Source organism: Bacillus cereus group sp. BfR-BA-01408 (genome assembly GCF_022663305.1).
GTDB lineage: Bacteria > Bacillota > Bacilli > Bacillales > Bacillaceae_G > Bacillus_A > Bacillus_A pacificus.
Map to the genome: position 1 here is coordinate 1 of NZ_JAKUFF010000064.1, position 25,238 is coordinate 25,238.

Here is a 25,238-nt window from a genome sequence, read left to right on the forward strand (position 1 = left end):
AGACCTTGTAAAAGTTGTATATTTTTAATAAAAGGTACCTCTGAAGAGATACCTTTTATTTCCACTCTATTGTACACCATACTGAATATAACTTGAATCGTAGTATACCCATTGATTTGTCCCTAAGCAAAGCCATCCATCTTGCTTACTCCATACTCGATACGATTCACCATGATGTAACTGTCTTATAACATTTCCATTTAATGATGGAGCATCACGTAGATTTACATTATCACCAGTAATAGTCGCCACATAATGTTTATACTGAATATAACTCGAATCATTATATACCCACTGATTTGTCCCTAAACAAAGCCAACCACCCTGTTCTCCCCAAACTTCATATGCTTCGCCACGATTCAATTGGCGAATTACACTAGACTGTAAAGATGGTCCACTTCTCAAATTCACATTATCTCCATTAATTATAACAACTCCGTACACTGGAGTTGCATTATTAAACGGGGAAACATTACCTCCACCACTTGCTCCATTCCCTTGTAAAGCTTCTAATGAAACTGCAGCTGATACATCACAATTTCCTACGCCTGAAATTTGTCCAGAATCTGTGTACTGCCACGCTGTCCACTCTGTCCATCCACCAGCATCAGCAGGCGGTGTACTCGAGTATCTAGCAATCCAAAGTGGAATATCACTTAATCCGCTAATTCCGAACTCATTAATATACCAAACTCCTGTATATAACATTACATCTTTTCCAGTAGCCTGTTTCACATAATTTATGAAGCTTCTTGCCCAATTCGATATAGCGCTACCAGTTAAATTACTGTTGCTCGGATCTGTTGGTGATTCTAAATCCAGAACTGGCATTAAGTCTGTGTGGTTACTTTGTAATATACTCACAAAATATTTCGCCTCTGAAATTGCATCATTTTGTTCTGGGCGTGCAAAATGGTATGCACCGATTAATACATTCGCATTTCGTGCTGCTTGTACATTCTTAGTAAAAGTAGGATCAATGTAATTTACACCTTCTGTCGCTTTTGCATACGCCGCTGAAATACCGGATCCCTTCACTGCATTCCAATCAATATTCCCTTCCCAATGAGACACATCAATAAACGTAATATTTGAACTAGATCTATCTTGCATATAAAAGCTCCTATCAATTTTTTCATTTCGTATACATACAATATGTACAACTTTATTAAAGGGTGACGACGTTTATACTATAGACATAAAGAGCAAACATATTTTATAACCAAAGTAAAAAAGCCTTGTAATTACAAGGCCTTTTGTAAACTTCCTTTATTTTGTAGTAAATACATATTATAATACAATCCTTGTTCACTCAGTAATTCTTGATGCGTCCCTCTTTCTACTATCTCTCCATCGTGCATAACAAAAATTTGATCTGCATCTTGTATGGTAGATAATCTGTGCGCAATCGCTATCGTAGTCCGTCCTTTTCGCATTTGCTGTAACGCTGTTTGGATTGCATCTTCAGTTTCTGTATCAATATTTGCTGTTGCTTCATCTAATACTAACACTTTCGGATTCGTTGCTATCGTTCTAGCGAAAGCAATTAATTGTCGTTGACCACTAGAAAATGCAGCTCCTCTTTCTACTACTTCCGTTTCATACTGCTCTGGTAATTTTTCAATAAACGTATTCGCTTGCACAAATTGTGCCGCTTCTTTTACTTCTTCATCCGTAATTTCTTCATTATACATACGAATATTTTGTTTTACATTTCCCGCAAATAAAAATGCATCTTGCAATACAAGTCCTATTTTCTTTCTAATTTCTTGTTCTTCAAATTTCTCTAACTCTACACCATCTATTACAATATTTCCGGAATTAATATTATAGAATCTCAGTAATAAATTCATAATAGTACTCTTTCCGCTGCCAGTGTGCCCAACGAAAGCAACCGTTTGCCCTTGTTTCACGTGAAAAGATACATTTTTTAAAACATCACGTTTTCCATCGTACGAAAAAGTAACATTTTTAAATTCAATATCTCCATTAATAACTTGAGGATTTCCATCCCCTTTTTGAACTGGCGCTAAATCTTTCTCATCCATTAAATGAAATACACGTGATGATGAAACCAGTGCCTGTTGGAAAAATGATAATTTCATCATCATCTCATTTACAGGCTGGAAAAAACGATGTATATAGTTAACAAACGCATATAAAACGCCTACTTCAACAGGACTCTTCAAAGCATCAATTCCAAATAAACCAAGTACTAACGCAATAGCTACAATATGAACTAAATCAGTTGCTGGACGTAAAAGCAATGCATCTAACTTTAATGTACGTCGCCCTGCACTATAATGTTTATTATTCACTTCTTCAAATTCTTTTCTCATGCGCTTTTCTTGTCTGAACACTTGAACAATATTCATCCCTTGAATGGACTCGTTTAACTTTGCATTTAACACACTTAATTGATTACGGACTTCTAAATAAAAAGCTGCACTTTTCCGGCGATATAGCACCATAATCGCAAACATGATCGGAATTAATACGAGAGAAAATAGCGCTAATTTTACATTTAATAAAAACATCGCTACTAAAATCCCTACTAAAAATACGATATTTTTAACAAATGTTGATAATACACTGACATAAAAATCTTTAATTGCTTCTGTATCATTCGTTATGCGCGATACGAGCGTACCAATCGGCGTACGATCAAAGAAACTTAATGACAACTTTTGAACATGCTCATATACTTCAACACGCATATCTTGAACAATTTTAAAAGCAATATTTTGAAAATATAACAAGTCTAAATAAGTAAATAATACTTTTAATAAGTGAGCAACAATATACACTACAAATAAAGTAACAAGTGCTGATTGATCAAAGTTACGTGGTACTAAGTGTTCATCAAGAAATTGTTTAATTAAAAAAGGACCCATCATTTCTGTTACAGTTGCACCAACTAGAAATAAAAATGCTAATGCTAACAGTCCTTTATATGGCCTCATATAAGACAGTAATCTTCTTAAATCGCTCTGTTTTTTCTCAGCCATCATACGCCTCCTTTCTCGACTAATGCTTCTAACTGCTGGCTTTCATACATTTCTTTATACCAACCATGTTCTTTCATTAGTTGTTCATGTGTACCTCGTTGTACAATTCTACCTTCATCCACAACAAGAATAAGATTGGCATGCTGAATTGCACTTAAACGATGGGCAGTAATAATTGTCGTTTTCCCTGCTCTTTCCCTCTTTAAAGCATTTAAAATTGTTTCTTCTGTTTTTGCATCTACTGCTGATAAACAATCATCTAAAATTAAAATTTCAGCATTCGTTAATAAAGCACGCGCAATAGAAATCCTCTGTTTTTGACCTCCAGATAACGAAACGCCTCTTTCTCCTACTACTGTTTCATATCCTTCTGAAAATTGGAGAATATCATTATGAATACAAGCAATCTCTGCGGCCCGAGTAATTTCATTATATGTAGCATCCGCCTTTCCAAAGGCAATATTCTCCCCAATACTTGCTGAAAATAAAAAATGATCTTGCGGCACGTATGAAATGGCAGAACGGACACCGTAAAGTGTTACATCGCGAATATCCCGCTCCCCAACTTTTAACTCACCATTAAAATGATCATACTCACGTATTAAACATTTTAATAAAGTCGTTTTCCCTGCACCTGTACGTCCTACAATCCCTAACGTTTCCCCCTTCTTCAAATCAAAGTGAATATCCGTTAAATGTAACAGTTCATTTTTCTTATACGAAAACGAATCGACCGCAAATGAAATATCACCGCTCGCTATTGTATGCACAGCATTTTCTCTATTTACTACATCTGATTTTTGTGAGAGGATTTTTTCTACACGGTCATACGAAGCACGCCCACGCTCCATAATATTAAACAGCCATCCAAACGCTAACATCGGCCAAACGAGAGTACCTAAATATGTCGTAAATGTAACGAGATCACCTACTGTTAATTCACCTCTCACAACTAATACTGACCCGTAACATACTGCAATTAAAAAAGAAAAACCTACGATAAGAGCGATTGTTGGATCAAATAACGAATCAATACGTGCAACTAACATATTTTTATGTACGACATCTTCTGATTTTTTTCGGAACGCTTGTAAATCTTCTTTTTCTTGTCCAAGCGATCGAATTACCTTCATCCCACTCATACTCTCTTGCACTTTATCATTGATTTCCGAAAACGATTGCTGTGCTTTATGAAACCTTTTATGTAATAAAGTGCCGTAATAATTTGTCGATATTGCTACAATCGGCATTGGAATTAAGCTTAACAATGTTAACTTCCAACTAATTGTAAAACCCATCGCTACGAGTACACACCCTCCAACAGCTAATGAATCAACAAGTGTTAAAACACCCGCCCCAGCAGTTTGCTGAATTGCTTGAATATCATTGGTCGCGTGCGCCATTAAATCACCTGTGCGATTTGACTGATAGAAAGATGGACTCATCTTTGTAAAATGTTCATACAAATTTTTCCGTAATTGGCGAGCTAACTTTAATGAAGACCCAAAAATCATAATGCGCCACACGTAACGTAATATGTACATCGTAATACCTACGAGTACTAAGAGTACAACCCATTTTAGTAACTTATCAGTCGTTAATGTTCCATCGTTAATTTCATCTACAACAATCCCAATCACTTTTGGTGCTACAAGTTCTAAAAGTGCGACGCCAAATAATAAAATAATTCCGGTTATGTACGCTCGTTTTTCTTGTTTAAAAAACCACGCTAAATTCATAAATACTTTCATATTTTTCCTCCTCCCTTAAAATGAGCGATGTTTTCAGTTTACCAAAAATACAGAATTTTTAAAAGTTTTAAACTCTGTCTATATCAAAAAGAAAAGACACTCTTAGCGAGTGTCTTTTAGCGCTTATTTCATTTGTTGCTTGTTCATCGCGCTCATCATTTGATTGATTTTCTTTTGGGAAGGTTTTTGTCCCATTTGCATCATCATCATTTTTAACATTTGTTCGTTAATTGGTGGATTTTTTTGTAAGTAATTCATCATGTATTTGCGGGCAATGAAAAATCCTAACGCCACGCCTGCTACTAGTGCTACTACGCCCACTAGAATACCTAACCAAATTGGCATATATTTTCCTCCTTCATGTTGTCTACCTTACAGTGTACTAAAACCTTTTCAATAAGACAAGATACAATTCGACATTTTTTACACATATGTTCGTACTTGTTTTAGAGGATTCAGCCATCCGTACTTTGTATTTTCATAATCCATAGCTAAAAATGTTAATTCACACTTCCGAAGCACCTCAAAGAAAGTCGTTTCCATAGAAACATTTCCAGAGGTATTCATGCGAATATAGTGTGGTTTCACCATTATTTCGCCATATTCTGCCCCTGTATAAAGTGTATGTGTATGATGTGTTCGATCATATTTACCAAGAACGCGCAAAGCTTGTTCTAATTTATGATGAATTTTCATTACTTGTAATGGCATCGTTATATACATCATTTGTTTATATAGCACTTTTTTCTCCGAAAGGGACCCAGATTCTGAAAATCGAGCAAATAAATCAAAAAACAAATATTCACGACCAAAGTAAGCTTTCGCAATATCCTCTTGAATTAAATACAATTCATACGTTTTCATCTTTCGCCTCCCAATCTGGACAACCTTTTCTCTTCATTATATAGAAGAAATTTTGCAATGATTGTCTGACTGCGGAGAGAGAAAAAACTTTTTCTGTCGAAAAAACTCATTTACATAGAAAAACCTCTCCATGCCGGAGAGATTTTTCTAAAATCATTAAAGCATTTCTTTTACTTTACGAACAACGTTCTCTACAGTAAATCCATACTCTTCCATAATCTTCTCACCAGGAGCAGAAGCACCGAATGTATCGATACCTAACACATCTCCTTCAAGACCTACGTAACGGTGCCATCCGAATGTAGCACCCATTTCGATTGCGAAACGTTTTGTTACTGCTTTTGGTAATACAGATTCTTTGTACTCAGCAGTTTGAGCTTCAAAGCGATCCATAGATGGCATGCTGACAACAGATGCGTCAACACCGTCTACTGCTAATGCTTTTTGAGCCTCAACAGCTAGACTTACTTCTGATCCAGTTGCAAGTAAGATTACATCAGCTGTTTCTTTCTTGCTTGCAGAAACTACATATGCACCTTTTGCTACTTTTTCATACGTATCGTCTTTTGCACCTTCTAATGTTGGAAGATCTTGACGAGTTAATACTAAAGCAGTTGGTTTGTTTGTAGATTCTAGAGCTAATCTCCAAGCCGCAACAGACTCGTTACCGTCAGCTGGACGAATAACAGATACATTTGGCATTGCACGTAGCGCCGCTAATTGCTCGATTGGTTCATGTGTTGGACCATCTTCACCAACAGCGATACTGTCGTGTGTGAATACATACGTTACCGGCAATTGCATTAATGCTGCAAGACGAATTGCTGGACGTAAGTAGTCAGAGAATACGAAGAACGTACCACCGTAAGTTTTTAAACCACCATGTAGTGCAATACCGTTCATTGCTGCACCCATTGCGAACTCACGTACACCGTACCAAATGTTCTTACCGCTGTAATCATCTCTTGTAAAGTCTTTTTCGTTATTCATGTATGTTTTGTTAGAACCAGCAAGGTCAGCTGATCCACCGAAGAATGATGGTACAGATTCTGCAATTGCATTAATTACAGCACCAGAAGAATTACGAGTTGCTGCTTTTGATCCTAATTCATAAGTTGGTAAGTTTTGCTCCCAACCTTCTGGAAGTTGACCGTTCATTGCTGCTTGGAATTCGTTTGCTAATTCTGGGTATGCTTGTGCATATTCACCTAGCATCGTGTTCCACTCTGCTTGCGCAGTTTCACCAACATCTTGTACTGTTTTACGGAAGTTGTCGTATACTTCTTCTGCTACGTGGAAGTCTTGCTCAGCAGTCCAAGCATATGCTTCTTTCGTTAATTTTGTTTCTTCTACACCTAGTGGAGAACCATGTGAAGCTGATTTTCCTGATTTGTTTGGAGAACCGAAACCAATTGTCGTTCTTACTTCAATTAGCGTTGGGCGTTTTTCGTCAGCTTTCGCTTCTTCGATTGCTTTTGCGATAGCTTCAATATCGTTTCCATCCTCAACACGGATTACTTGCCATCCGTATGCTTTGTAACGATCTTCTACACTTTCAGAGAATGAACGATTTAAATCGCCATCTAATGAAATATCGTTTGAATCGTAAAGCACAACAAGGCGACCTAATTGTAAATGAGCAGCTAATGAAGATGCTTCAGCAGAAACGCCTTCCATTAAATCTCCATCACCACAAATAGCGTATGTATAATGATCTACTACATTATACGCATCACGGTTATATTTAGCAGCTAAATGTCTTTCAGCCATTGCCATACCTACAGCAGTTGAAATACCTTGTCCAAGTGGACCAGTAGTTGCATCTACACCAGGTGTATGACCGTACTCAGGATGTCCTGGAGTTTTGCTTCCCCATTGACGGAAGTTCTTTAAGTCATCCATTGTTACATCATAACCAGATAGGTGCAGTAGGCTGTATAATAACATTGAACCATGGCCTGCTGATAATACGAAACGATCACGGTTAAACCACGTTGGGTTATTTGGATTGTGTTTCATAAATTGAGTCCATAATGTATAAGCCATTGGTGCTGCACCCATTGGCATTCCTGGGTGACCAGAGTTTGCTTTTTCAATCGCATCGATGGATAATGTGCGAATCGTGTTGATAGAAAGTTGTTCGATTGAATGTGACATGCTATTCTTCCCTTCGCTTATATTAGTAAACGTTTTATACATTTATATGATAGCTTCCCACGCAAGATTATACAACATGTATCGACAAATATGTTGATGTTTTTTTGATTTTTTATAAAAAAATCAATGTTTCCAGGAATGTATGGGCATTCAATATGACATACTTTTTCATTATTTTTATTTTAAAAAGAAAGAGAATTATCTGTATATTTATACAGATATACAAAATCCTTCTATACTAACTTTTTTAGCCCACCTTTAAAAATACAAAAAAAGCATCTAAATTCGATGCTTTTCAAATCAGTTAAACAATCCGTTTCCGAATCGAACTTGAAATAAAATCAATGATAATAACCATTAAAATGATGCCTAATAAAATAATTCCTACACGAGACCAATTGCGTGAACTCAGCGCAAAAATTAGAGGTGTGCCAATTCCACCTGCTCCAATAACACCTAAAATGGCAGCGGATCGCACATTAATTTCGAACCTGTATAACGTATAGGATAGAAAATCTGGTAATACTTGTGGCAATACTGCATACCAAAGTATTTGAAATCGATTCGCACCTGTTGCTATTAACGCTTCCTTCGGTCCTTTATCTATATTTTCAATTCCTTCTGAATATAATTTTCCTAACATTCCAATAGAGTGTAACCCTAAAGCTAGAACGCCGGCAAAAGAACCTGGTCCAACAGCTTTTATAAATAAAAGAGCCATAACTAATTCAGGAAATGTACGGACAAAACTAAGTACAAATTTCCCAGTTCCCGAAGTTAATTTTCCACTACTCATATTCGTCGCCGCCCAAAAAGCGAATGGAACAGATAAAAAGGCAGAAATAAATGTACCTAATATCGCAATTGCCAACGTATCAATTAAACCATGTAATAAATCTTCACCATCTGGCAAAGATACATACGACCAATCTGGATTCAATACACCTGTCATAATTGCTTTTGTAATTTCTCCCGCCGTATCTTTGATTCCCTCTAGCGGTACTCCCGAAAAAGCCCATACATAAACAAATGTAAGTGCTATGAAAATAATCCAGCGATACATACTCGGTTTCTTCGGTTTTGGTACGATTAACGTCGTTTTACTCATTATAATTTCTCCCGCAACAATGTACTTACGTAATCAATTAACAATACAACAACAAGAGTATAGATAATAATAGATGCAGTTTGTTCATATTGTAAAAACCCAAGTGTACGATCATAATATAATCCGATACCGCCAGCTCCTACTAAACCTAAAACAGCTGCTGCACGTACGTTTACCTCAAATGTATAAAGAACATAGGAGACAAAATGCGCTTTCACTTGCGGAATTACCCCATAAACAATCCATTGCACCTTATTTGCCCCTACTGCTGTCATTGCTTCTAATGGACCTGGATCAATCGATTCAATTGACTCATACAACAATTTCGCCACGAGCCCAATTGAGAAAAGCGTAAGAGCTAAAATACCTGGAAGTGGTCCTATTCCAAAAATAGCTACGAAAATTGCCGCTAATAATAAATCTGGTACCGTTCGGATAAAATTTAAAATCAATCGAGCGGGACTGTACAAAAATGCACTCGTAAACACATTACTTGCCGCAAATAGTGCCAGTGGAATAGCTAATATCGCTCCTAAAGTCGTCCCGATAATCGCCATACGTATTGTATCTAACATTGCTGTTGTAATAACTTGAAAATAACTCCAATCTGGCGGCACCATCTCTTTTAACAAATCCATCATATTAGGAAAACCAACTACTAGTTTTGAAAATGATGCGTCGACCTGCATACTACTTCCCCACAACAGTAAAATGACTAGGATTAACGTTAACATATGTTTTAACTTACTCGGCGGCTTCGGTATCGATTTCGAATATATCGTCACGTCATTCATTTAACTGCCACCTCTAACAATTCGCTTTTCTGCGCTACGTCACCATAAATTTCAGCAAATTTTTCATCCGTTGCCTCTTCTACTAGGCCATCAAAAACAATTTCACCTGCATGTAATCCAATAATGCGTGTCGCATATTGCCTAGCTAAATCAATAGAATGTAAGTTTACAATTGTTGTAATTCCAAAATCTTCATTAATTTTTTTCAAATCATCTAATACTTGCTTTGTTGTTAGTGGATCTAACGACGCAACAGGTTCATCTGCTAATATGATTTTTGCTTCTTGCGCCAACGCTCTAGCAATGGACACACGTTGTTGTTGTCCTCCTGATAATTCATCAGCCCGCGCATATGCTTTTTCTAAAATATTTACCCTTTTTAACGATTGAAAGGCAAGGTCCAAATCTTCTTTCGGAAATAGGCCTAACGTTGTACGTAATGTCGAATGATACCCGACACGGCCAGCTAATACGTTCTTTAATACCGTTGATCGCTTTACAAGATTAAAACTTTGAAAAATCATACCAATATCCCGGCGCATGCGGCGTAATCCCTTTCCTTTTGCAGCAGTAATTGACTCACCTTCAATCATGATTTCGCCTTCTGTAATCTCATGAAGACGATTTACTGATCTTAAAAGTGTAGACTTTCCAGCTCCGGACAGCCCTACCATTACAACAAACTCACCTTTTTGAATTTTCAAGTTTATATGATTCAATCCTTTTGTACCATTTGGATACACTTTGGAAACATTTCGAAACTCTATCACACATCTTACCTACCTTCTATAAATTCAAAACGGCAAACTAACTGAAAACATACCTTTCCAGTTAGCTTCCATTTCCATATGTATTATTGCGTTTTTACTTTCTTCCCATATTCACGAACGATATCAAATTTACTATCATCAGATTTAACATATCCTTCATGTGAATATACTTCTTTAATGATTTTGTGACCTTCCTCATTCTTTCCAATTTCAATGAAAGCATCCTGTAATTTCTTGCTCCACTCTTCATCTAAATCCGAACGTACCGAAATCGTATCGTTTGGAATTTTCTCCGTAAATTTCACTATTTTCGTTTGATCGAATATATTCGGATAATCTTTTTTTACAATATTACGAGCATCTTGGAATACAACAGCTGCGTCTACATCACCATTTAAAAGAGCAATAAGCGACTGATCGTGACCTTTTAATGTAACAGGTTTCACATCTTTTAACGGATCAACGCCCTCTTTTAATAGTACAGCCGCAGGCCACACATACCCCGCTGATGACGTTACATCTTGATAACCAATTTTTTTACCTTTTAAATCTTTTACACTATTAATATTTGAATCTTTCTTAACAACAAATTCAGACTTATAAAAGTCTACTAAATCCTTTGTAGGAGCTCCCGTTTCATCATCTACTCCAAAACGTTGTGCTTGTAAAATTACGTTTGCAGCCTTTTTCTCATGTGCTAGCACATACGCTGTTGGAGGTAAAAAACCTACATCTACTTGCTTAGATGCCATCGCTTCTACAATTGTATTGTAATTCGTCGAAATACTAACTTTTACTGGAATATTTAACTTATCACTTAATAGCTTCTCAAGTGGTTTTGCCTTCGCCTCTAACGTATCTGCATTTTGAGAAGGAACAAATTGAACATTTAAAGTCTTCGGTACATACCCTTTTTTCGTATCTTCATTTTTACTTGCGCTTGATTCCTTCGTTCCACAGCCACTTAATAAACCCGCTGCTAATACAACTGTTGTACTCATTGCAAAAACTTTTTTCAACATATTAATGCCTCCATTTTTGTTGTTATAAAATAACCTTCCGTAAACATGAAGAAATATATCACACAATTTCACGAATAATTGTTTATTTACAGAATCTTTACACATTCTATACACTCACATTAAAATTCTCTTCCTATATTTGATATGCTTAATTAGTAGATAACAATAGAAAAGGTGAATGATATTGAATCAAAATCAAATTGTAACTTTAAACATCTTATTAACAAGTGATATACATGGTACCGTTTATCCAATTCACTATCAAGATAACTCCAAAGCTGAAATTGGTTTAGCTAAAATTTCTACTCTTATAAAAAAAGAACGTTCCGAAAATAGAAACGTCCTATTAATTGATAATGGTGACTTCATACAAGGAACACCCTTTACTTATCATTACGCTACATATGAAAAAGATAAGAAAAACCCAATGTCATTAATAGCAAACTATTTACGTTATGACGCTGCAGTGATTGGGAATCATGAATTTAATTATGGACTGGACGTATTAAATCATGCTATTTCTACTGCCAACTTCCCGTATTTATCAGCAAATATTTTAGATAAAAACAGCAAAGAATCTTATTTCGGAAAACCATATATAATAAAACAGATTGAATCAAATATAAAAATTGCTATTTTAGGGATGACAACGCATTACATTCCAAATTGGGAACAACCCCATCACATTAAAGACTTACAATTTGAAGATGCGTTAGAAACAACAAAAAATTGGGTTTCTTACATTCGCGAACACGAGAAACCAGATTTACTGGTCGTAGCGTATCATGGGGGATTTGAACGCGATTTACAAACTGGAGAACCGACTGAAGTTTTAACAGGTGAAAACCAAGGGTATGCAATGTGTCATGAAATTGAAGGCATAGATATTTTATTAACAGGCCATCAGCACCGAAAAATTGCTCAAACAGTGGGTAATGATGTAACAATTTTACAGACTGGATGTAATGGACATTCAGTTGGAAAAGTAACTATAACATTTGAAAAAATGAAACAAGAGTGGGTAAAAAAAGAGAGTTATTCAGAACTATTGGCTGTGCAAGAAATCGAGGCAGATCCAGATGTTCTTTACTTGGTAGCCGATTATGAAGAGAAAACACAAAAATGGCTTGATCAACCTATTGGAATCATCCACGGTGACATGCAAATTTCAGATGCTATGCAAACTCGTTTGAAAGACCATCCTTTTATTGAATTCATAAATAAAATACAGATGGATATTGCTAATGTTTCCATTTCTTGTACAAGCCTATTCCATAATACATCTCCAGGTTTCCCGGAACATGTAACAATGCGTGACATCGTTTCTAATTATATTTATCCAAATACATTAAAAGTAATTAGAATAACTGGCTCAGATATAAAAGATGCTCTCGAACTCTCTGCTTCTTATTTCACATTAAAAGAAGATGGATCTATCATCGTAAACCCTACCTTTATAGAACCAAAGCCGCAACACTATAATTACGATATGTGGGAAGGAATTTCGTACGTATTAAACATTTCAAAACCAATTGGCGCAAGAGTAGAATCTTTACAACATAAAGGCACTCCTCTTAATATGAACGAAGAATATGACGTCGTTATGAATAATTATCGCGCAAGCGGCGGAGGGAACTTCTTTATGTTTCAAAATAAGCCCGTAATAAAAGACATACCAACAAATATGTCTGAACTTATCGCTAACTATATATTGAAACATAAAAAGATAGAAGCAACCGTTAATAACAACTGGGAAGTTATTAAATAAATAAAAAAGATGGGCTTCGCCCATCTTTTAGTTTAATTTTGCATTATCTTGCTTTTTTAAAGCTTTTAATTTCGCCGGTGTAACATCAGTACCTTGTTCGTTAACAACTTTAATTCCTTTTAGTTCGTTTAACATATTTTGACGAAATCCTTTTAAATATTGTTCACGTAGCGATTGACGCTCACGTTGTTCTTCTTCAGTTAAACCTTCAGCTTTTGCTTTTTTCGCTAAGAAGTTAATGCGTTCAACGAGTTCGTGACTAAGCATCTCGAATCCCCCTTCTACTCAAAACTGATTATTATCATACAATAGTTACTCTTCTTTATCAAGCAATTGCTTTGTATACTCTACATATCTACGATGTACCGTCGCTTTTGAAACATTATGACCAAAGCCACGTAGTGTTGCTGCAATTTCTTCGAAAGTAAGTTCACTCTTACGCAAACGTACAATTTCCTCAATTGGCACTTCTTTCTTCTCTCGTCCTACACTTAAATGACGATTCTTTAAATTATTTTCTGGACGATAGCCTTTTTCTACTGCTCGTTGCATACCACGTTTAATTTTTAAATTATGAATCTTTCTTTGATACTCTTCAACAATACCAATAATATCTAATACCATTGAATCAGAATCCGACAATTGCAATTCACCATTATGTGTATGCGTATATACTTTTATTCCTTCTTTATGTAAACAGTGCATTAACGCAATCTTTGCATTCCCCCTACCAAGGCGCGTTTCATCTTGTATAAGTAGCACATCAATTTGTTCGTCTCGAATTGTATCTAGCACTTCTAATATGCCGTCACGTTCAATTGTATAGCCACTAGCCTGTTCCTCAATCACCTTAGTAACATTCATTTGATAGCGCTCCGCTAAATGCAATAATTCATCTTTTTGACGTAATAATGATGTTTCTTGTGCTTCTTTTGTTGTACTCACACGCGCATAAATAATTGCATTCATTATGAACCCCTCTTTCTCACTATAATTTCCCTTTAGTGTAACATAAATTCGCCTTTTGTTCGAACTTATGTTTGTATAATGTTTTTTCACATGTTATACTTATTAATAAGAAAAATGAAAGAAAACGAGGTGTTAGAAAACATGGAAAAGTTAACGAAACGCCAGCAAGACATTCTCGACTTTATTAAGCTAAAAGTACAAGAAAAAGGATATCCACCTTCCGTACGTGAAATTGGTCAAGCAGTCGGCCTCGCTTCTAGTTCTACAGTGCACGGACATTTATCAAGATTAGAAGAAAAAGGATACATTCGACGCGATCCAACAAAACCACGCGCAATTGAAATTTTAGGTGAAGACCGAATGGATACAGAAACACAATCTGTTATTCAAGTTCCAATTGTCGGGAAAGTTACTGCTGGATTACCAATTACAGCAGTCGAAAGCGTTGAGGAACACTTCCCTCTTCCAGCTAGCATTGTCGCAGGAGCAGATCAAGTGTTTATGTTACGTATTTCTGGAGATAGTATGATTGAAGCTGGTATTTTCGATGGAGATTTAGTTGTTGTTCGCCAACAACAGTCTGCATATAATGGTGAAATTGTAGTCGCTTTAACAGAAGATAATGAAGCAACTGTTAAACGTTTCTATAAAGAAAAAGACCATTTCCGTCTACAACCGGAAAACTCTTCATTAGAACCTATCATTTTAAAGCAAGTGTCCGTTATCGGTAAAGTAATTGGCGTATATCGTGATTTACATTAAGAATATAAAAGAAGATAATTACCTTATTTATATACGGTAATTATCTTCTTTTTTGTATTTTGATAGATTTTCATACATTCTATTTCTTATGAACGCGTTTCAATCGTCACATCGCCCGCAGCTGTTTTACCGCTAATCTTTTTACTCCCATTACCAATCGTTACGTCTTTATTTTCTTCATTAAAAATTGTTACATCCCCGGCAGCACTTTGCCCAGTAATTACCGCATCTTTTGGTTTTTCCGATAAAGTAATATTTATATCTCCCGCAGTTGAACTTGCTTCTAGATTATACATAGAATCATGATCTAGAATATTTATTTCCCCACTGGTCGTTTTTGCAGTCACTTTCCCTATTACTTTTTTAAAGTTTACTTCACCAGCTTTTGTAGATCCCTCCACATTCTTAGCCGTTACATGTTTCAAATCCACTTCTCCAGTAAGTGTTCTAGCACTTACACGTTCACTTTTCACATCACTTATTTCAATTTGTCCAGCAGATGAATTTACTTTTACATCTTGGTAAGAGCGTTCAGGCACAAGGAGAGTCAATGTAGACGTTTGAAACCTAAAATCGTAAAAAGAAAAATTAAATGAAGCATCTTTTTCTCTTTCCCCAATGATTTTTAATGTGTCACCATCTTCAGTAATACGAATCTCTTGTTTACGCGCATCTCCTGATTGCTTTACATAAAAAGAAGCGTCAGGAGATTTTTGGACAACAATATCCCCGATATCTAACTTAACTTCTATATTTTTTAGTGTTTCATTTTTAATTTTATCTTCTTTGTTTCCTTCTTCTGCAGCTTGCACTGCTTTTTCATATGTTTGTGAAATCCCAATTACTCCAATAATGATACAAGCGATTGCTGCTAACAAGATTTTTTTCATCATCTACTCCCCTTTTATCATTTTGAAGTTCCATATTACATAACGTACGCAAAGCTTTTTAAACCACTTCGTACTATAATAAGCGATTATACATAACAACAAACCTACTCCAACAAAAGTTATACTAACGAATAAATCTAACCATATAAAAGTACCCATAAATACTTTTCCAATTACGAAAAATGGTGTCACTACACTAGCAATCCCACCGACCCAAAAAGAAAATATAAAAGCAATAATTGCAGCTAACGGGCCTAACACAATAACGAAATTAAACAAACTAAGTCCAATCGCCGCCATGACAGCTCTTGTCACATTTGAAGTTGATGGATCTTTTTTCATTTCATCGAAACGATACATCGCAAGCAATTCTTTTGCAATTACTTTCGGAGAGCCAAGCCCCTTTATTATTTCCGATTCAGTTTTTCCCTCTTCTATCCCAAACTGAAAATGCTCTTCATAATCAAATAAAATATCTTTTCTCTCTTCGTCCGGTAACTTTCTAAGGTGACTTGATAATTCCTTAAGAAACTGTTCTTTACTCATCCCATTCCACCCCTTCAATAATTTCTTGTACACCTTTCGCAAAATCATGCCACTCTGTTACTAACACATTCAGTTGCGTTTCCCCTTGCTCAGTTAGTTGATAATATTTGCGAGGTGGTCCTTCCGTAGATTCTTTTAAATACGTTTGAAAATATCCTTCCTTCGTTAAACGGCGTAATAAAGGATATACTGACCCTTCCGATATTAAAAATTTATTTGAGATTTGCTGAACAAGTTCATAACCGTAACAATCCTTACGTTTCACAAGTGCCAGTACACACAGTTCTAACACACCTTTTTTAAACTGAACGTTCAAGTGCAATCCCCCTTTCTCATTTCAGTACTGTTCAATACACGGTACCTTCCTTATCCATAATATACCACTTAGTACTATTTATTGCAAGGTACTATATTTTTAAACACTCGAACTTTAGTATTAAACATATTCAATACCGAACACAACATATCATACAATTTTTTAAACCCATAGATATTACGCATGTTACTTTTACTTATCCACCCTTTTGGAACACAAAGTAATTCGAATTTCACCACGTTACATTAAAGATATGGAATAGAAATTCAAATACCGTCATATTTTTTCAGGCATCTATTCAATTCATTTCAACTAACACCTATATTGTCGACAAATAAAAAAGCCCCGATACCGTAGTATCAGGGCTTCCTCACCTCTTAGTATAGAGACATATATTGATCGCGTTCCCATTGGTGAACTTGCGTGCGGAAGATATCCCACTCAATTTCCTTCGCTTCGATGAAGTGCTCAAGTAAGTGATCTCCTAATGCGTTACTAATTACTTCATTAGATTGTAATGTAACTAAAGCTTGCGCTAATGTTGCCGGTAAATCAACGATACCTGCTTCTTCGCGCTCTTCTTTTGTCATTACGTAGATGTTACGATCTACTGCAGCTGGTGGAGTTAATTTGTTTTTAATTCCATCAAGACCTGCTGCTAATAATGTTGCCATTACTAAATATGGGTTTGCAGCTGGGTCAACACTACGTACTTCTACGCGTGTGCTAATACCACGAGATGCAGGGATACGTACTAATGGACTACGGTTTTGTGCAGACCATGCTACGTAACAAGGAGCTTCGTATCCAGGTACTAAACGCTTGTAAGAGTTTACAGTTGGGTTTGCTACCGCTGTAAATGCTGGTGCGTGTTTTAAAATACCTGCGATGAAGTGACGAGCGTCATCACTTAATTGTAAGTCACCGTTTTGATCATAGAATACGTTCTCACCATTTTTGAATAGTGATAAGTTACAGTGCATACCTGAACCGTTCACACCGTATAATGGTTTTGGCATAAATGTTGCGTGTAAACCGTGTTTACGAGCAATTGTTTTTACAACAAGTTTGAATGTTTGAATGTCATCACATGAACGAATTGCATTTGCATATTTGAAGTCAATTTCGTGCTGCCCTGGAGCAACCTCATGGTGAGACGCTTCAATTTCAAAGCCCATTTCTTCAAGTTCAAGAACGATATCACGACGACAGTTTTCCCCTAGATCCATCGGCGCAAGGTCGAAGTATCCACCGTTATCGTTTAATTCTAATGTTGGATTTCCTTTTTCATCTACTTTGAATAGGAAGAATTCCGGCTCTGGTCCAAGATTGAAATCTGAGAATCCTAAAGCTTCCATTTCTTTTAATACACGTTTTAAATTGTTACGTGGATCCCCTTCAAATGGAGTGCCATCTGCATTGTAAATATCACAGATTAATCGAGCTACTTTACCTTTTTCAGCTGTCCAAGGGAAAATCACCCAAGTATCTAAGTCTGGATATAAGTACATATCAGATTCTTCAATACGTACGAAACCTTCAATAGAAGATCCATCAAACATCATTTTGTTATCAAGAGCTTTTGTTAATTGGCTCACTGGAATTTCTACGTTTTTAATTACCCCTAAAAGGTCCGTAAATTGTAAACGGATATACTTTACATTCTCTTCTTTCGCCAAACGGAAAATATCTTCTTTTGTGTACCTAGCCATTATAAATTCCTCCTTAGTCCCTCTAAACACCTTCAGAATCAGTTCTCTTTAGTGAAAAAATCTTGAAATATCACCTTGTCGCAATGAAGTTCGATTAAATCTACCTGTATGTTGTAGTTCATCTCGAAGTATTTTGCGAAGCTCAGTTTTTGAAATTTCTTTCGTTTCTTCTTTTACTTTCACTGCTTCTGTTTGATTTTCTTTCATTAGTAACACTTGTTTAATACCAGCCATATTCAAGCCTTGATCTAATAAATCTTTAATCTCTAACAACTTATCTACATCGTTAAATGAGAATAATCTACGATTCCCCTTTGTACGGGTTGGAGAAACAAGATTATGCTCTTCATAGTAGCGAATTTGACGTGCAGACAATTGTGTTAAATCCATAACAATACCAATAGGAAACAGCGGGGCAGAACGTCTATCTTCTTTCATTGCTTCAGTTCCTCCTTCGCCTTAACTGCTTCTCATTTTATACCATGTTATGTTTGGTGTCAATAGATGTTAGCTTTTCTTACATGATTTTTTTATAAATTTTTTCATTCTTTTTTCTAATGAAATAAATCATTACTTTCACACGAAAAAAAGCTGTCAAAATTGACAGCTTCCCTTTAAGAAATTGTTAATAATTCTTTTTCAATTAATGCATCAATTGCAGAACAAATCGCAATCTTCACATGCGAATAAGTTAGCCCACCTTGTACGTAAGCAACATAAGGCGGACGAATTGGACCATCAGCTGACAATTCAATACTTGCACCTTGAATAAACGTTCCCGCAGCCATAATTACATCATCTTCATACCCCGGCATATAATTGGCATATGGAGTGAAGTGAGAGTTAATCGGAGATGCATATTGAATTGCTTGGCAGAATGCAATCATGCGATCTTTGTCATCAAATTGAACAGATTGAATTAAATCCGTTCTTGGTGCATTCCACGCTGGTGATGTATTCATTCCTAACTTTTCTAAAAATGCAGCTGTAAAAATCGCACCTTTTAGCGCTTGTCCTGCTACATGCGGCGCTAAGAAGAAACCTTGATACATTTCTTGCAGACTGTATAAAGATGCCCCTGCTTCCGCACCGATTCCTGGAGATGTTAAACGATATGCACACGCTTCAACATACTGTTCTTTACCAACAATGTAACCACCAGTTTTAACAATTCCCCCACCCGGGTTTTTAATAAGCGAACCTGCCATTAAATCTGCACCAACATGACATGGCTCTTGCTCTTCAATAAACTCGCCATAACAGTTATCTACAAACACGACAACATCTGGTTTAATTTCCTTAACAAACGCTATCATCTCTTTAATTTGAGAAATAGTAAACGACGGACGAGTAGCATAACCTTTTGAACGTTGAATTCCAATCATCTTCGTATTACTATGAATGGCAGCTGCAACAGCTCTAAAATCAACTAGCCCCTCTTCAGTAAGCGGAACTGCATTATAACCAATATTATATTCTTTGAATGATCCTACACCTTTTCCACGTACACCAACAATTTCTTCTAACGTATCATACGGCTTACCCGTGATGTACAATAACTCATCTCCCGGACGTAAAATACCGAATAGCGCTGTTGAAATTGCGTGAGTACCTGAAATGATTTGCGGACGAACAAGACCAGCTTCCGCTCCAAATACATCTGCATACACTTTTTCTAACGTATCACGACCAATATCATCATAACCGTAACCTGTCGTCGGAATAAAATGTGAATCACTAATTTTATGTTTACGGAAACTTTCTAACACACGAAACTGATTACTTTCAATTACTTCATCCGCACGTTTATGTACTTCTGTAATTTGACTCTCTACTTCTTTTACGATTGGAGCAATTTTTTCTCCATTTTTCAAACGATCAAACATTTTTATTTTCTCCTTCTTCCACTAAAAATCTCTTTAATTGTACATTAAGCGATGAATGAGCAAAAATATACCCCGCGCAATCATATACAAATTTCTCTTCCAAAAACTCCATTTTCGTTAATAGCGTCTCTGTCTTTAATAGAGTTAATAACTTACCTTCACTCGGAGGAATTTTCACTTGATAACAATTCATTTCTTCCTTCATTTTCGTTTCTATCGCTTCTTTTATATGTAATAGATCATTTTCTTCAAAAGCACTAGTCATTAAGAAGTCACTTTTCGGAAACGGAATAAAGTTTTGATGTAATTCATCTTTTTTATTATATAACGTAATAATAGGAATATGATTGATTTCGAGTTCTGACAATAATTGTTTTACTGTTTTCTCATGCCCTACATAATTCGGATCTGCAGAATCCACAACATGTAAAATAACATCCGCTTCACCAGCTTCTTCTAATGTCGAGCGGAATGCAGCAATTAATGATGTAGGTAAATCTTGTATAAAACCAACCGTATCAGTTAGTAATACTGTATAACCAGAAGGTAACGGCATCTTCCTTGTTGTCGGGTCTAGCGTTGCAAACAACAAGTTCTCTTCAAATGTATCGGCTTCCGTTAATCTATTAAACAACGTAGATTTCCCTGCATTTGTATATCCTATTAACGAAACTTGAAATACTTTATTATCTTTTCTTCTCTCACGATATCTTTTTCGATGTTCTACAACAACTGCAAGTTGTTTCTTTATTTCATCAATCCGTGATCGGATATGACGACGATCCGTCTCAAGTTTCGTTTCACCCGGCCCTCTCGTTCCAATACCACCACCAAGACGTGATAAAGACAATCCTTGCCCCATAAGACGCGGCATTGTATATTGCAACTGAGCTAATTCAACTTGAAGCTTCCCTTCTCTCGACTTCGCACGTTGCGCAAAAATATCTAATATAAGTTGCGTTCGATCAATTACCCTCGCATCTAATACTGAGGATAAATTCCGAATTTGACTCGGTGTTAATTCGTTATTAAATACGATAACATCCGGTTCTAATTCTTCAGTTAACATTGTAAGCTCTTCTAATTTGCCTTTACCTATATAAGTCGCCGGATGAAACTTCGGTCGTTTTTGCGTTGTAGACACTAACAATTCTGCTCGTGCAGTTTTCGCTAATGATGCAAGTTCTTTCATGGAATGCATAAATTTTTCATCATCATCTTGCGGCAATTGACAGCCCACTAATATGACTTTCTCTTTTTCTTCCATCAAATATGTTCACTCATCCTTTTCGAAATTTAAACCTTCTAATATAATAGCAGAGGAAGCACATTTCATCTAGTTAGCGGGGGAGAAAATTCATGGCATGGGAGATTTTTAGCATCATAGGCACAATCGCTTTCGCATTAAGCGGGGCTATTGTTGCAATGGAAGAGGATTATGATATTTTCGGGGTGTATATTTTAGGAATGGCAACCGCATTTGGGGGAGGTGCCCTTCGTAATTTATTAATCGGTTATCCGATTGTCGCGTTTTGGCAACAAGACATGTTATTCCAAATCGCACTTTTATCAATGACGATTATTTTTCTTTTTCCAAATAAATTAATTAGACACTGGAAAAAGTGGGAAAACATCACTGATGCTATCGGCTTATCAGCATTTGCCGTACAAGGGGCATTATACGCTCAAAAATTAAATTTACCAATTAGCGCTACAATCGTAGCAGCCGTTTTAACTGGCATTGGAGGCGGTATTATCCGCGATCTTTTAGCCCGTAGAAAACCTCTCGTTCTTCGAGCTGATGTATATGCTTTTTGGACGATTCTGGCAGGTTTCTTAATTGGCGCTCAAATTATTGTTAGCGATTGGGCTCTATACACCTTATTCATTTTAATTGTTTGCTTCCGCATGGTTTCTATTCATTACAAATGGCATTTACCGCATAGACGCATCGACACAAACGAACGTTCAATGCATAAATAGCAATCCAACCTCTTTACAAATCGTAAAGGGGTTTTTCTTTTCTAATGAGTTTTTCTTTACAGAATGTTTATACTAATCCTCAAAGCGAGGTGAATACAAATGACAAACCATGTGAATAAAGGGGCTCAAAAAAGCTCAGTAGGTCAAATTGGACACGACCCTAATTCCGCACACGAAAAAAGTGCTAAAATGGAACGATTCCATAAATCTTATCAAGAAAAAGCAAAAAAGTAATAGAAGCACTTATACAGAAAAACAGACGCACAGTTTACGTACTGTGCGTCTCCTCTTCAAGCATCAAATCACTGCTTGATATTCCAATCAAATCATATTTATCATATGCATCCTCTTGTAACAACCGCATAGCTTGTGTACGAATCGATTTTTCAACAATATTCCGGACATATCGTCCATTACTAAAGGATGTAATTTGCGATGAGTACTTTACAGCATGTAAATGATCTCTAAATTTCCATTCAGCCTCTTTCGATAACTGATATTCACGTTCTTCATACATCCTCTTCCCTATTTCTAACAACTGATTTACTGAGTAGTCCGCAAACTCAATTATAAATGGAAAACGAGATTGCAGTCCTGGATTCAATGAAAGAAAGTGATTCATCTCTCTTGAATATCCAGCTAAAATCAATACAAAACCGTGTTGTTTATCTTCCATATGTTTTACGAGCGTATCAATTGCTTCTTTTCCAAAATCTTTTTCTCCCCCTCGGGCTAATGAATATGCCTCATCAATAAACAAAATTCCTCCCATTGCTTTTTTTATTAAATCTCTTGTTTTTTGAGCTGTATGACCGATGTACTCTCCTACAAGATCCGCACGTTCAGCTTCAACTAAGTGCCCTTTTGATAGAATATTCATCTCAAATAATAATTTCCCTATCATTCTAGCAACAGTTGTCTTCCCTGTACCTGGATTCCCTTTAAATAACATATGAAGTACTTGTTTCTCAGACTTCAATCCTATTCCTTGTCTTTTTTTATTCACATAAATCCAAGCATATATTTCTTTTATTATCTTTTTTATATCATCCATCCCAACGAGTTTTCCCATCTCTTCTTCAATTCTTTGCAGCATCTCATGTTTCGTAGTAGTTTCACTTGAAATTACTGTTTTATTTTCTGCAGCCGGTAAAGAAATTTTCTTTCGATGATTTAACACAATGTTAATTTGATTATTATTTTTCTTTCGCATCGATTGTTCCATACAATCACCTCATTTTATCCACTCACCAAATATTATTATTCTTGTCTCCTTTGCAAATGACTATTTTCAGAAAAGTTTGCTATAATAAAAGAAATAATGAAGGTGGTGGGACTATGGAGACAACGGAATTCCATGATACAATACAAGCCTTTTCTATTTTTTTATTGAATAAAGGCCGAAAACCTTCAACCATTAAACGTTATGTTTATGACATTGAAGATTTCGGACATTGGTTAGAAAAAAACAAAAAGCTCCCTTCCAGTAATATATGGGCTACACTTTGTACAAAAGACTACGAAGATTACTTTTCCGACTTAAAAAAGAATCGACATTACTCAGAGAAAACGATGCACCGTGTATTCATTGTATTAAATAGAATGCATCACTTTCTAAATATTCCTAACCCATTAAAGAACATGGAAATGTCTATTCAACCAGACCGCACACTCCGCAATGAAGATTTCATTTCATCTGATGAAGAAAAAAGATTAAAACATATAGTCACTTCATTAGAAGGACTTTCAGAAAAACAACGTCCTGTACGCCCTTTATTGATGGATCGTAATATCGCTATTTTAAATTTATTAATTGACTATGGATTATCCTTACAGGAACTTACAGCATTAACTATGCATCACGTCCACTTTGAAACTAACACGTTATCTATACCTGCAACCGCAGGAGTAGAAAGAACAATTACATTAACTAGCGAAGACAAAAAACAACTATATACTTATTACAAAAGTATCCCTGAACCCGTTCGTCCAAAATATCATAGTAATGATCCATTATTTGTCGCATTCGATTTTAATCGCGGAACATACAGATGGGTATACGAAAATGATGCACCAAAGGGATTAACAGAAATCGCTATCCAAAAAATGATTCGCCTTGAAGTATCCAGAGCTAATTTACGCAAAGGAATCTCAGGACAACACTTTCGTAACACCTATATTTTAAACTTAATAAAAAAAGAAACTCCGGAGTCAGAAATTATAAAGCTAGCTGGCTTCAAGTCAAAGATTTCACTAAAACGATATTATCAATACGCAGAAAATAGAAAAAACGCCTTATGATAAGGCGTTTTTTCTATTTTTTCTTCAAACAAACGATTTTACTATGACCATTTAACTAATTTTTGCATCTACTATGATGAGTTTCGTTCATATCCTCATGAGAAAGGAGAGATTTAATGTCTCATTATAACGACAGTCAGAACAAATTCTCCAAACCATGCTTTCCAAGTAGCGCTGGACGAATTCCAAATACTCCATCAATCCCAGTTACTAAAGCACAACTTAGAACATTCCGCGCAATCATTATCGATTTAACAAAAATAATCCCAAAACTTTTCGCAAATCCATCTCCCCAAAATATTGAAGATCTAATTGATACATTGAACCTACTAAGTAAATTTATTTGTTCACTAGATGCTACTTCCTCCCTGAAAGCACAAGGGTTAGCTATTATTAAAAACTTAATAACTATATTAAAAAATCCAACTTTCGTAGCAAGCGCTGTATTTATCGAGCTTCAAAATCTAATTAATTTTTTACTATCCATTACAAAACTATTCCGAATTGACCCTTGCACACTTCAAGAGCTTCTTAAATTAATCGCAGCATTACAAACCGCTCTAGTTAATTCTGCTTCATTCATTCAAGGACCTACTGGACCTACTGGGCCAGCAGGTGCTACGGGCGCTAC

General features: G+C 36.0%; 26 protein-coding genes. 6 read left to right on the forward strand and 20 right to left on the reverse strand.

The features are described from left to right. Positions 1–66 precede the first annotated feature (66 nt). The 10 genes from MR083_RS20865 to MR083_RS20910 all read right to left on the reverse strand — a co-directional run bounded on the left by MR083_RS20865 (position 67) and on the right by MR083_RS20910 (position 11,474). The gene (locus MR083_RS20865) at positions 67–1,113 is read right to left on the reverse strand and encodes a GH25 family lysozyme (protein WP_001154090.1); all 1,047 of its coding nucleotides are present in this window, start codon (positions 1,111–1,113) and stop codon (positions 67–69) included. A 131-nt stretch (positions 1,114–1,244) separates the two neighbouring features. Next, complete coding sequence (locus tag MR083_RS20870; protein ID WP_000818393.1) at positions 1,245–3,008, reverse strand: ABC transporter ATP-binding protein; 1,764 nt, start codon at positions 3,006–3,008, stop codon at positions 1,245–1,247. Then, positions 3,008–4,759, reverse strand: coding sequence for an ABC transporter ATP-binding protein (locus MR083_RS20875; protein WP_000862464.1), 1,752 nt, complete (start codon positions 4,757–4,759; stop codon positions 3,008–3,010). Before MR083_RS20875 ends, MR083_RS20870 begins: the two co-directional genes overlap by 1 nt. Before the next feature lie 123 nt (positions 4,760–4,882). Next, entirely contained in the window at positions 4,883–5,104 is a 222-nt protein-coding gene (locus MR083_RS20880) for a YneF family protein (RefSeq protein WP_001123317.1), read from the reverse strand. A 78-nt stretch (positions 5,105–5,182) separates the two neighbouring features. Continuing rightward, positions 5,183–5,623, reverse strand: a complete 441-nt coding sequence (sirA, locus tag MR083_RS20885; RefSeq protein ID WP_000860645.1) for a sporulation inhibitor of replication protein SirA — start codon at positions 5,621–5,623, stop codon at positions 5,183–5,185. A gap of 156 nt (positions 5,624–5,779) precedes the next feature. Next, entirely contained in the window at positions 5,780–7,780 is a 2,001-nt protein-coding gene (tkt, locus tag MR083_RS20890; RefSeq protein WP_000019785.1) for a transketolase, read from the reverse strand. Positions 7,781–8,084: 304 nt separating this feature from the next. Further along, complete coding sequence (gene phnE, locus MR083_RS20895; protein ID WP_242269793.1) at positions 8,085–8,888, reverse strand: phosphonate ABC transporter, permease protein PhnE; 804 nt, start codon at positions 8,886–8,888, stop codon at positions 8,085–8,087. Continuing rightward, positions 8,888–9,682 carry a phosphonate ABC transporter, permease protein PhnE gene (gene phnE, locus MR083_RS20900; RefSeq protein ID WP_242269794.1) on the reverse strand — a complete coding sequence of 265 codons (795 nt, stop codon included), beginning with the start codon at positions 9,680–9,682 and terminating at the stop codon, positions 8,888–8,890. The genes phnE (MR083_RS20895) and phnE (MR083_RS20900) overlap by 1 nt, the downstream gene beginning before the upstream one ends. Then, positions 9,679–10,452, reverse strand: coding sequence for a phosphonate ABC transporter ATP-binding protein (gene phnC / locus MR083_RS20905; RefSeq protein ID WP_016718260.1), 774 nt, complete (start codon positions 10,450–10,452; stop codon positions 9,679–9,681). Before phnC ends, phnE (MR083_RS20900) begins: the two co-directional genes overlap by 4 nt. Positions 10,453–10,535: 83 nt before the next feature. After that, on the reverse strand, positions 10,536–11,474 hold the full coding sequence (locus MR083_RS20910; RefSeq protein WP_000915052.1) for a phosphate/phosphite/phosphonate ABC transporter substrate-binding protein: 939 nt from the start codon (positions 11,472–11,474) through the stop codon (positions 10,536–10,538). A 184-nt stretch (positions 11,475–11,658) separates the two neighbouring features. Here MR083_RS20910 and MR083_RS20915 point away from each other — a divergent pair, with 184 nt between their 5' ends. Continuing rightward, the gene (locus tag MR083_RS20915) at positions 11,659–13,242 is read left to right on the forward strand and encodes a bifunctional metallophosphatase/5'-nucleotidase (RefSeq protein ID WP_242269795.1); all 1,584 of its coding nucleotides are present in this window, start codon (positions 11,659–11,661) and stop codon (positions 13,240–13,242) included. Between the two features lie 27 nt (positions 13,243–13,269). On the opposite strand, the gene MR083_RS20920 is transcribed toward MR083_RS20915, so the two are convergent. Beyond that, a complete protein-coding gene (locus MR083_RS20920) occupies positions 13,270–13,509 on the reverse strand; it encodes a DUF896 domain-containing protein (protein WP_000948565.1) in 240 nt (79 codons plus the stop codon). Between the two features lie 45 nt (positions 13,510–13,554). Further along, entirely contained in the window at positions 13,555–14,211 is a 657-nt protein-coding gene (locus tag MR083_RS20925; protein WP_000991471.1) for a YneB family resolvase-like protein, read from the reverse strand. A gap of 141 nt (positions 14,212–14,352) precedes the next feature. Here MR083_RS20925 and lexA point away from each other — a divergent pair, with 141 nt between their 5' ends. After that, the gene (gene lexA, locus MR083_RS20930; protein WP_000413738.1) at positions 14,353–14,973 is read left to right on the forward strand and encodes a transcriptional repressor LexA; all 621 of its coding nucleotides are present in this window, start codon (positions 14,353–14,355) and stop codon (positions 14,971–14,973) included. Positions 14,974–15,059: 86 nt separating this feature from the next. Here lexA and MR083_RS20935 read toward each other — a convergent pair whose 3' ends face one another. The 7 genes from MR083_RS20935 to hflX form a co-directional block, all read right to left on the reverse strand. Then, positions 15,060–15,866 carry a DUF4097 family beta strand repeat-containing protein gene (locus tag MR083_RS20935; RefSeq protein WP_242269796.1) on the reverse strand — a complete coding sequence of 269 codons (807 nt, stop codon included), beginning with the start codon at positions 15,864–15,866 and terminating at the stop codon, positions 15,060–15,062. Continuing rightward, complete coding sequence (locus MR083_RS20940) at positions 15,867–16,409, reverse strand: DUF1700 domain-containing protein (protein WP_242269797.1); 543 nt, start codon at positions 16,407–16,409, stop codon at positions 15,867–15,869. After that, the gene (locus MR083_RS20945) at positions 16,402–16,725 is read right to left on the reverse strand and encodes a PadR family transcriptional regulator (RefSeq protein ID WP_242269798.1); all 324 of its coding nucleotides are present in this window, start codon (positions 16,723–16,725) and stop codon (positions 16,402–16,404) included. The genes MR083_RS20940 and MR083_RS20945 overlap by 8 nt, the downstream gene beginning before the upstream one ends. Before the next feature lie 377 nt (positions 16,726–17,102). Then, a complete protein-coding gene (gene glnA / locus MR083_RS20950) occupies positions 17,103–18,437 on the reverse strand; it encodes a type I glutamate--ammonia ligase (RefSeq protein ID WP_000135330.1) in 1,335 nt (444 codons plus the stop codon). A 48-nt stretch (positions 18,438–18,485) separates the two neighbouring features. Then, positions 18,486–18,875, reverse strand: a complete 390-nt coding sequence (gene glnR / locus MR083_RS20955; protein ID WP_000656783.1) for a transcriptional repressor GlnR — start codon at positions 18,873–18,875, stop codon at positions 18,486–18,488. A 176-nt stretch (positions 18,876–19,051) separates the two neighbouring features. Beyond that, on the reverse strand, positions 19,052–20,323 hold the full coding sequence (locus MR083_RS20960; RefSeq protein WP_000460298.1) for a methionine gamma-lyase family protein: 1,272 nt from the start codon (positions 20,321–20,323) through the stop codon (positions 19,052–19,054). Then, the gene (hflX, locus tag MR083_RS20965; RefSeq protein ID WP_016718264.1) at positions 20,316–21,590 is read right to left on the reverse strand and encodes a GTPase HflX; all 1,275 of its coding nucleotides are present in this window, start codon (positions 21,588–21,590) and stop codon (positions 20,316–20,318) included. The genes MR083_RS20960 and hflX overlap by 8 nt, the downstream gene beginning before the upstream one ends. Before the next feature lie 92 nt (positions 21,591–21,682). On the opposite strand from hflX, the gene MR083_RS20970 reads away from it, so the two are divergent. Next, on the forward strand, positions 21,683–22,306 hold the full coding sequence (locus MR083_RS20970) for a trimeric intracellular cation channel family protein (RefSeq protein ID WP_000312265.1): 624 nt from the start codon (positions 21,683–21,685) through the stop codon (positions 22,304–22,306). A gap of 99 nt (positions 22,307–22,405) precedes the next feature. Next, a complete protein-coding gene (locus tag MR083_RS27865) occupies positions 22,406–22,540 on the forward strand; it encodes a hypothetical protein (protein ID WP_000181496.1) in 135 nt (44 codons plus the stop codon). 34 nt (positions 22,541–22,574) lie between these two features. Here MR083_RS27865 and spoVK read toward each other — a convergent pair whose 3' ends face one another. Further along, complete coding sequence (gene spoVK, locus MR083_RS20975) at positions 22,575–23,531, reverse strand: stage V sporulation protein K (protein WP_242269799.1); 957 nt, start codon at positions 23,529–23,531, stop codon at positions 22,575–22,577. A 113-nt stretch (positions 23,532–23,644) separates the two neighbouring features. On the opposite strand from spoVK, the gene MR083_RS20980 reads away from it, so the two are divergent. Both MR083_RS20980 and MR083_RS20985 read left to right on the forward strand, forming a co-directional pair. Then, the gene (locus MR083_RS20980; RefSeq protein WP_098906876.1) at positions 23,645–24,607 is read left to right on the forward strand and encodes a tyrosine-type recombinase/integrase; all 963 of its coding nucleotides are present in this window, start codon (positions 23,645–23,647) and stop codon (positions 24,605–24,607) included. Between the two features lie 116 nt (positions 24,608–24,723). Beyond that, positions 24,724–25,238, forward strand: a 515-nt coding sequence (locus tag MR083_RS20985) for a collagen-like repeat preface domain-containing protein (RefSeq protein ID WP_242269800.1), incomplete at its 3' end; no start/stop codon positions are given.

Excerpts from the sequence above, each read along its gene's own strand:
- hflX (WP_016718264.1), bottom strand. The coding sequence starts at position 21,590 with ATGGAAGAAAAAGAGAAAGTCATATTAGTGGGCTGTCAATTGCCGCAA.
- MR083_RS20920 (WP_000948565.1), bottom strand. The coding sequence starts at position 13,509 with ATGCTTAGTCACGAACTCGTTGAACGCATTAACTTCTTAGCGAAAAAA.
- MR083_RS20880 (WP_001123317.1), bottom strand. The coding sequence starts at position 5,104 with ATGCCAATTTGGTTAGGTATTCTAGTGGGCGTAGTAGCACTAGTAGCA.
- lexA (WP_000413738.1), top strand. The coding sequence starts at position 14,353 with ATGGAAAAGTTAACGAAACGCCAGCAAGACATTCTCGACTTTATTAAG.
- sirA (WP_000860645.1), bottom strand. The coding sequence starts at position 5,623 with ATGAAAACGTATGAATTGTATTTAATTCAAGAGGATATTGCGAAAGCT.
- MR083_RS20870 (WP_000818393.1), bottom strand. The coding sequence starts at position 3,008 with ATGGCTGAGAAAAAACAGAGCGATTTAAGAAGATTACTGTCTTATATG.
- MR083_RS20910 (WP_000915052.1), bottom strand. The coding sequence starts at position 11,474 with ATGTTGAAAAAAGTTTTTGCAATGAGTACAACAGTTGTATTAGCAGCG.
- MR083_RS20980 (WP_098906876.1), top strand. The coding sequence starts at position 23,645 with ATGGAGACAACGGAATTCCATGATACAATACAAGCCTTTTCTATTTTT.
- glnA (WP_000135330.1), bottom strand. The coding sequence starts at position 18,437 with ATGGCTAGGTACACAAAAGAAGATATTTTCCGTTTGGCGAAAGAAGAG.
- tkt (WP_000019785.1), bottom strand. The coding sequence starts at position 7,780 with ATGTCACATTCAATCGAACAACTTTCTATCAACACGATTCGCACATTA.
- phnE (WP_242269793.1), bottom strand. The coding sequence starts at position 8,888 with ATGAGTAAAACGACGTTAATCGTACCAAAACCGAAGAAACCGAGTATG.
- MR083_RS20865 (WP_001154090.1), bottom strand. The coding sequence starts at position 1,113 with ATGCAAGATAGATCTAGTTCAAATATTACGTTTATTGATGTGTCTCAT.
- MR083_RS20875 (WP_000862464.1), bottom strand. The coding sequence starts at position 4,759 with ATGAAAGTATTTATGAATTTAGCGTGGTTTTTTAAACAAGAAAAACGA.
- MR083_RS20960 (WP_000460298.1), bottom strand. The coding sequence starts at position 20,323 with ATGTTTGATCGTTTGAAAAATGGAGAAAAAATTGCTCCAATCGTAAAA.
- MR083_RS20935 (WP_242269796.1), bottom strand. The coding sequence starts at position 15,866 with ATGATGAAAAAAATCTTGTTAGCAGCAATCGCTTGTATCATTATTGGA.
- MR083_RS27865 (WP_000181496.1), top strand. The coding sequence starts at position 22,406 with ATGACAAACCATGTGAATAAAGGGGCTCAAAAAAGCTCAGTAGGTCAA.
- MR083_RS20970 (WP_000312265.1), top strand. The coding sequence starts at position 21,683 with ATGGCATGGGAGATTTTTAGCATCATAGGCACAATCGCTTTCGCATTA.
- glnR (WP_000656783.1), bottom strand. The coding sequence starts at position 18,875 with ATGAAAGAAGATAGACGTTCTGCCCCGCTGTTTCCTATTGGTATTGTT.
- phnE (WP_242269794.1), bottom strand. The coding sequence starts at position 9,682 with ATGAATGACGTGACGATATATTCGAAATCGATACCGAAGCCGCCGAGT.
- spoVK (WP_242269799.1), bottom strand. The coding sequence starts at position 23,531 with ATGGAACAATCGATGCGAAAGAAAAATAATAATCAAATTAACATTGTG.
- MR083_RS20940 (WP_242269797.1), bottom strand. The coding sequence starts at position 16,409 with ATGAGTAAAGAACAGTTTCTTAAGGAATTATCAAGTCACCTTAGAAAG.
- MR083_RS20925 (WP_000991471.1), bottom strand. The coding sequence starts at position 14,211 with ATGAATGCAATTATTTATGCGCGTGTGAGTACAACAAAAGAAGCACAA.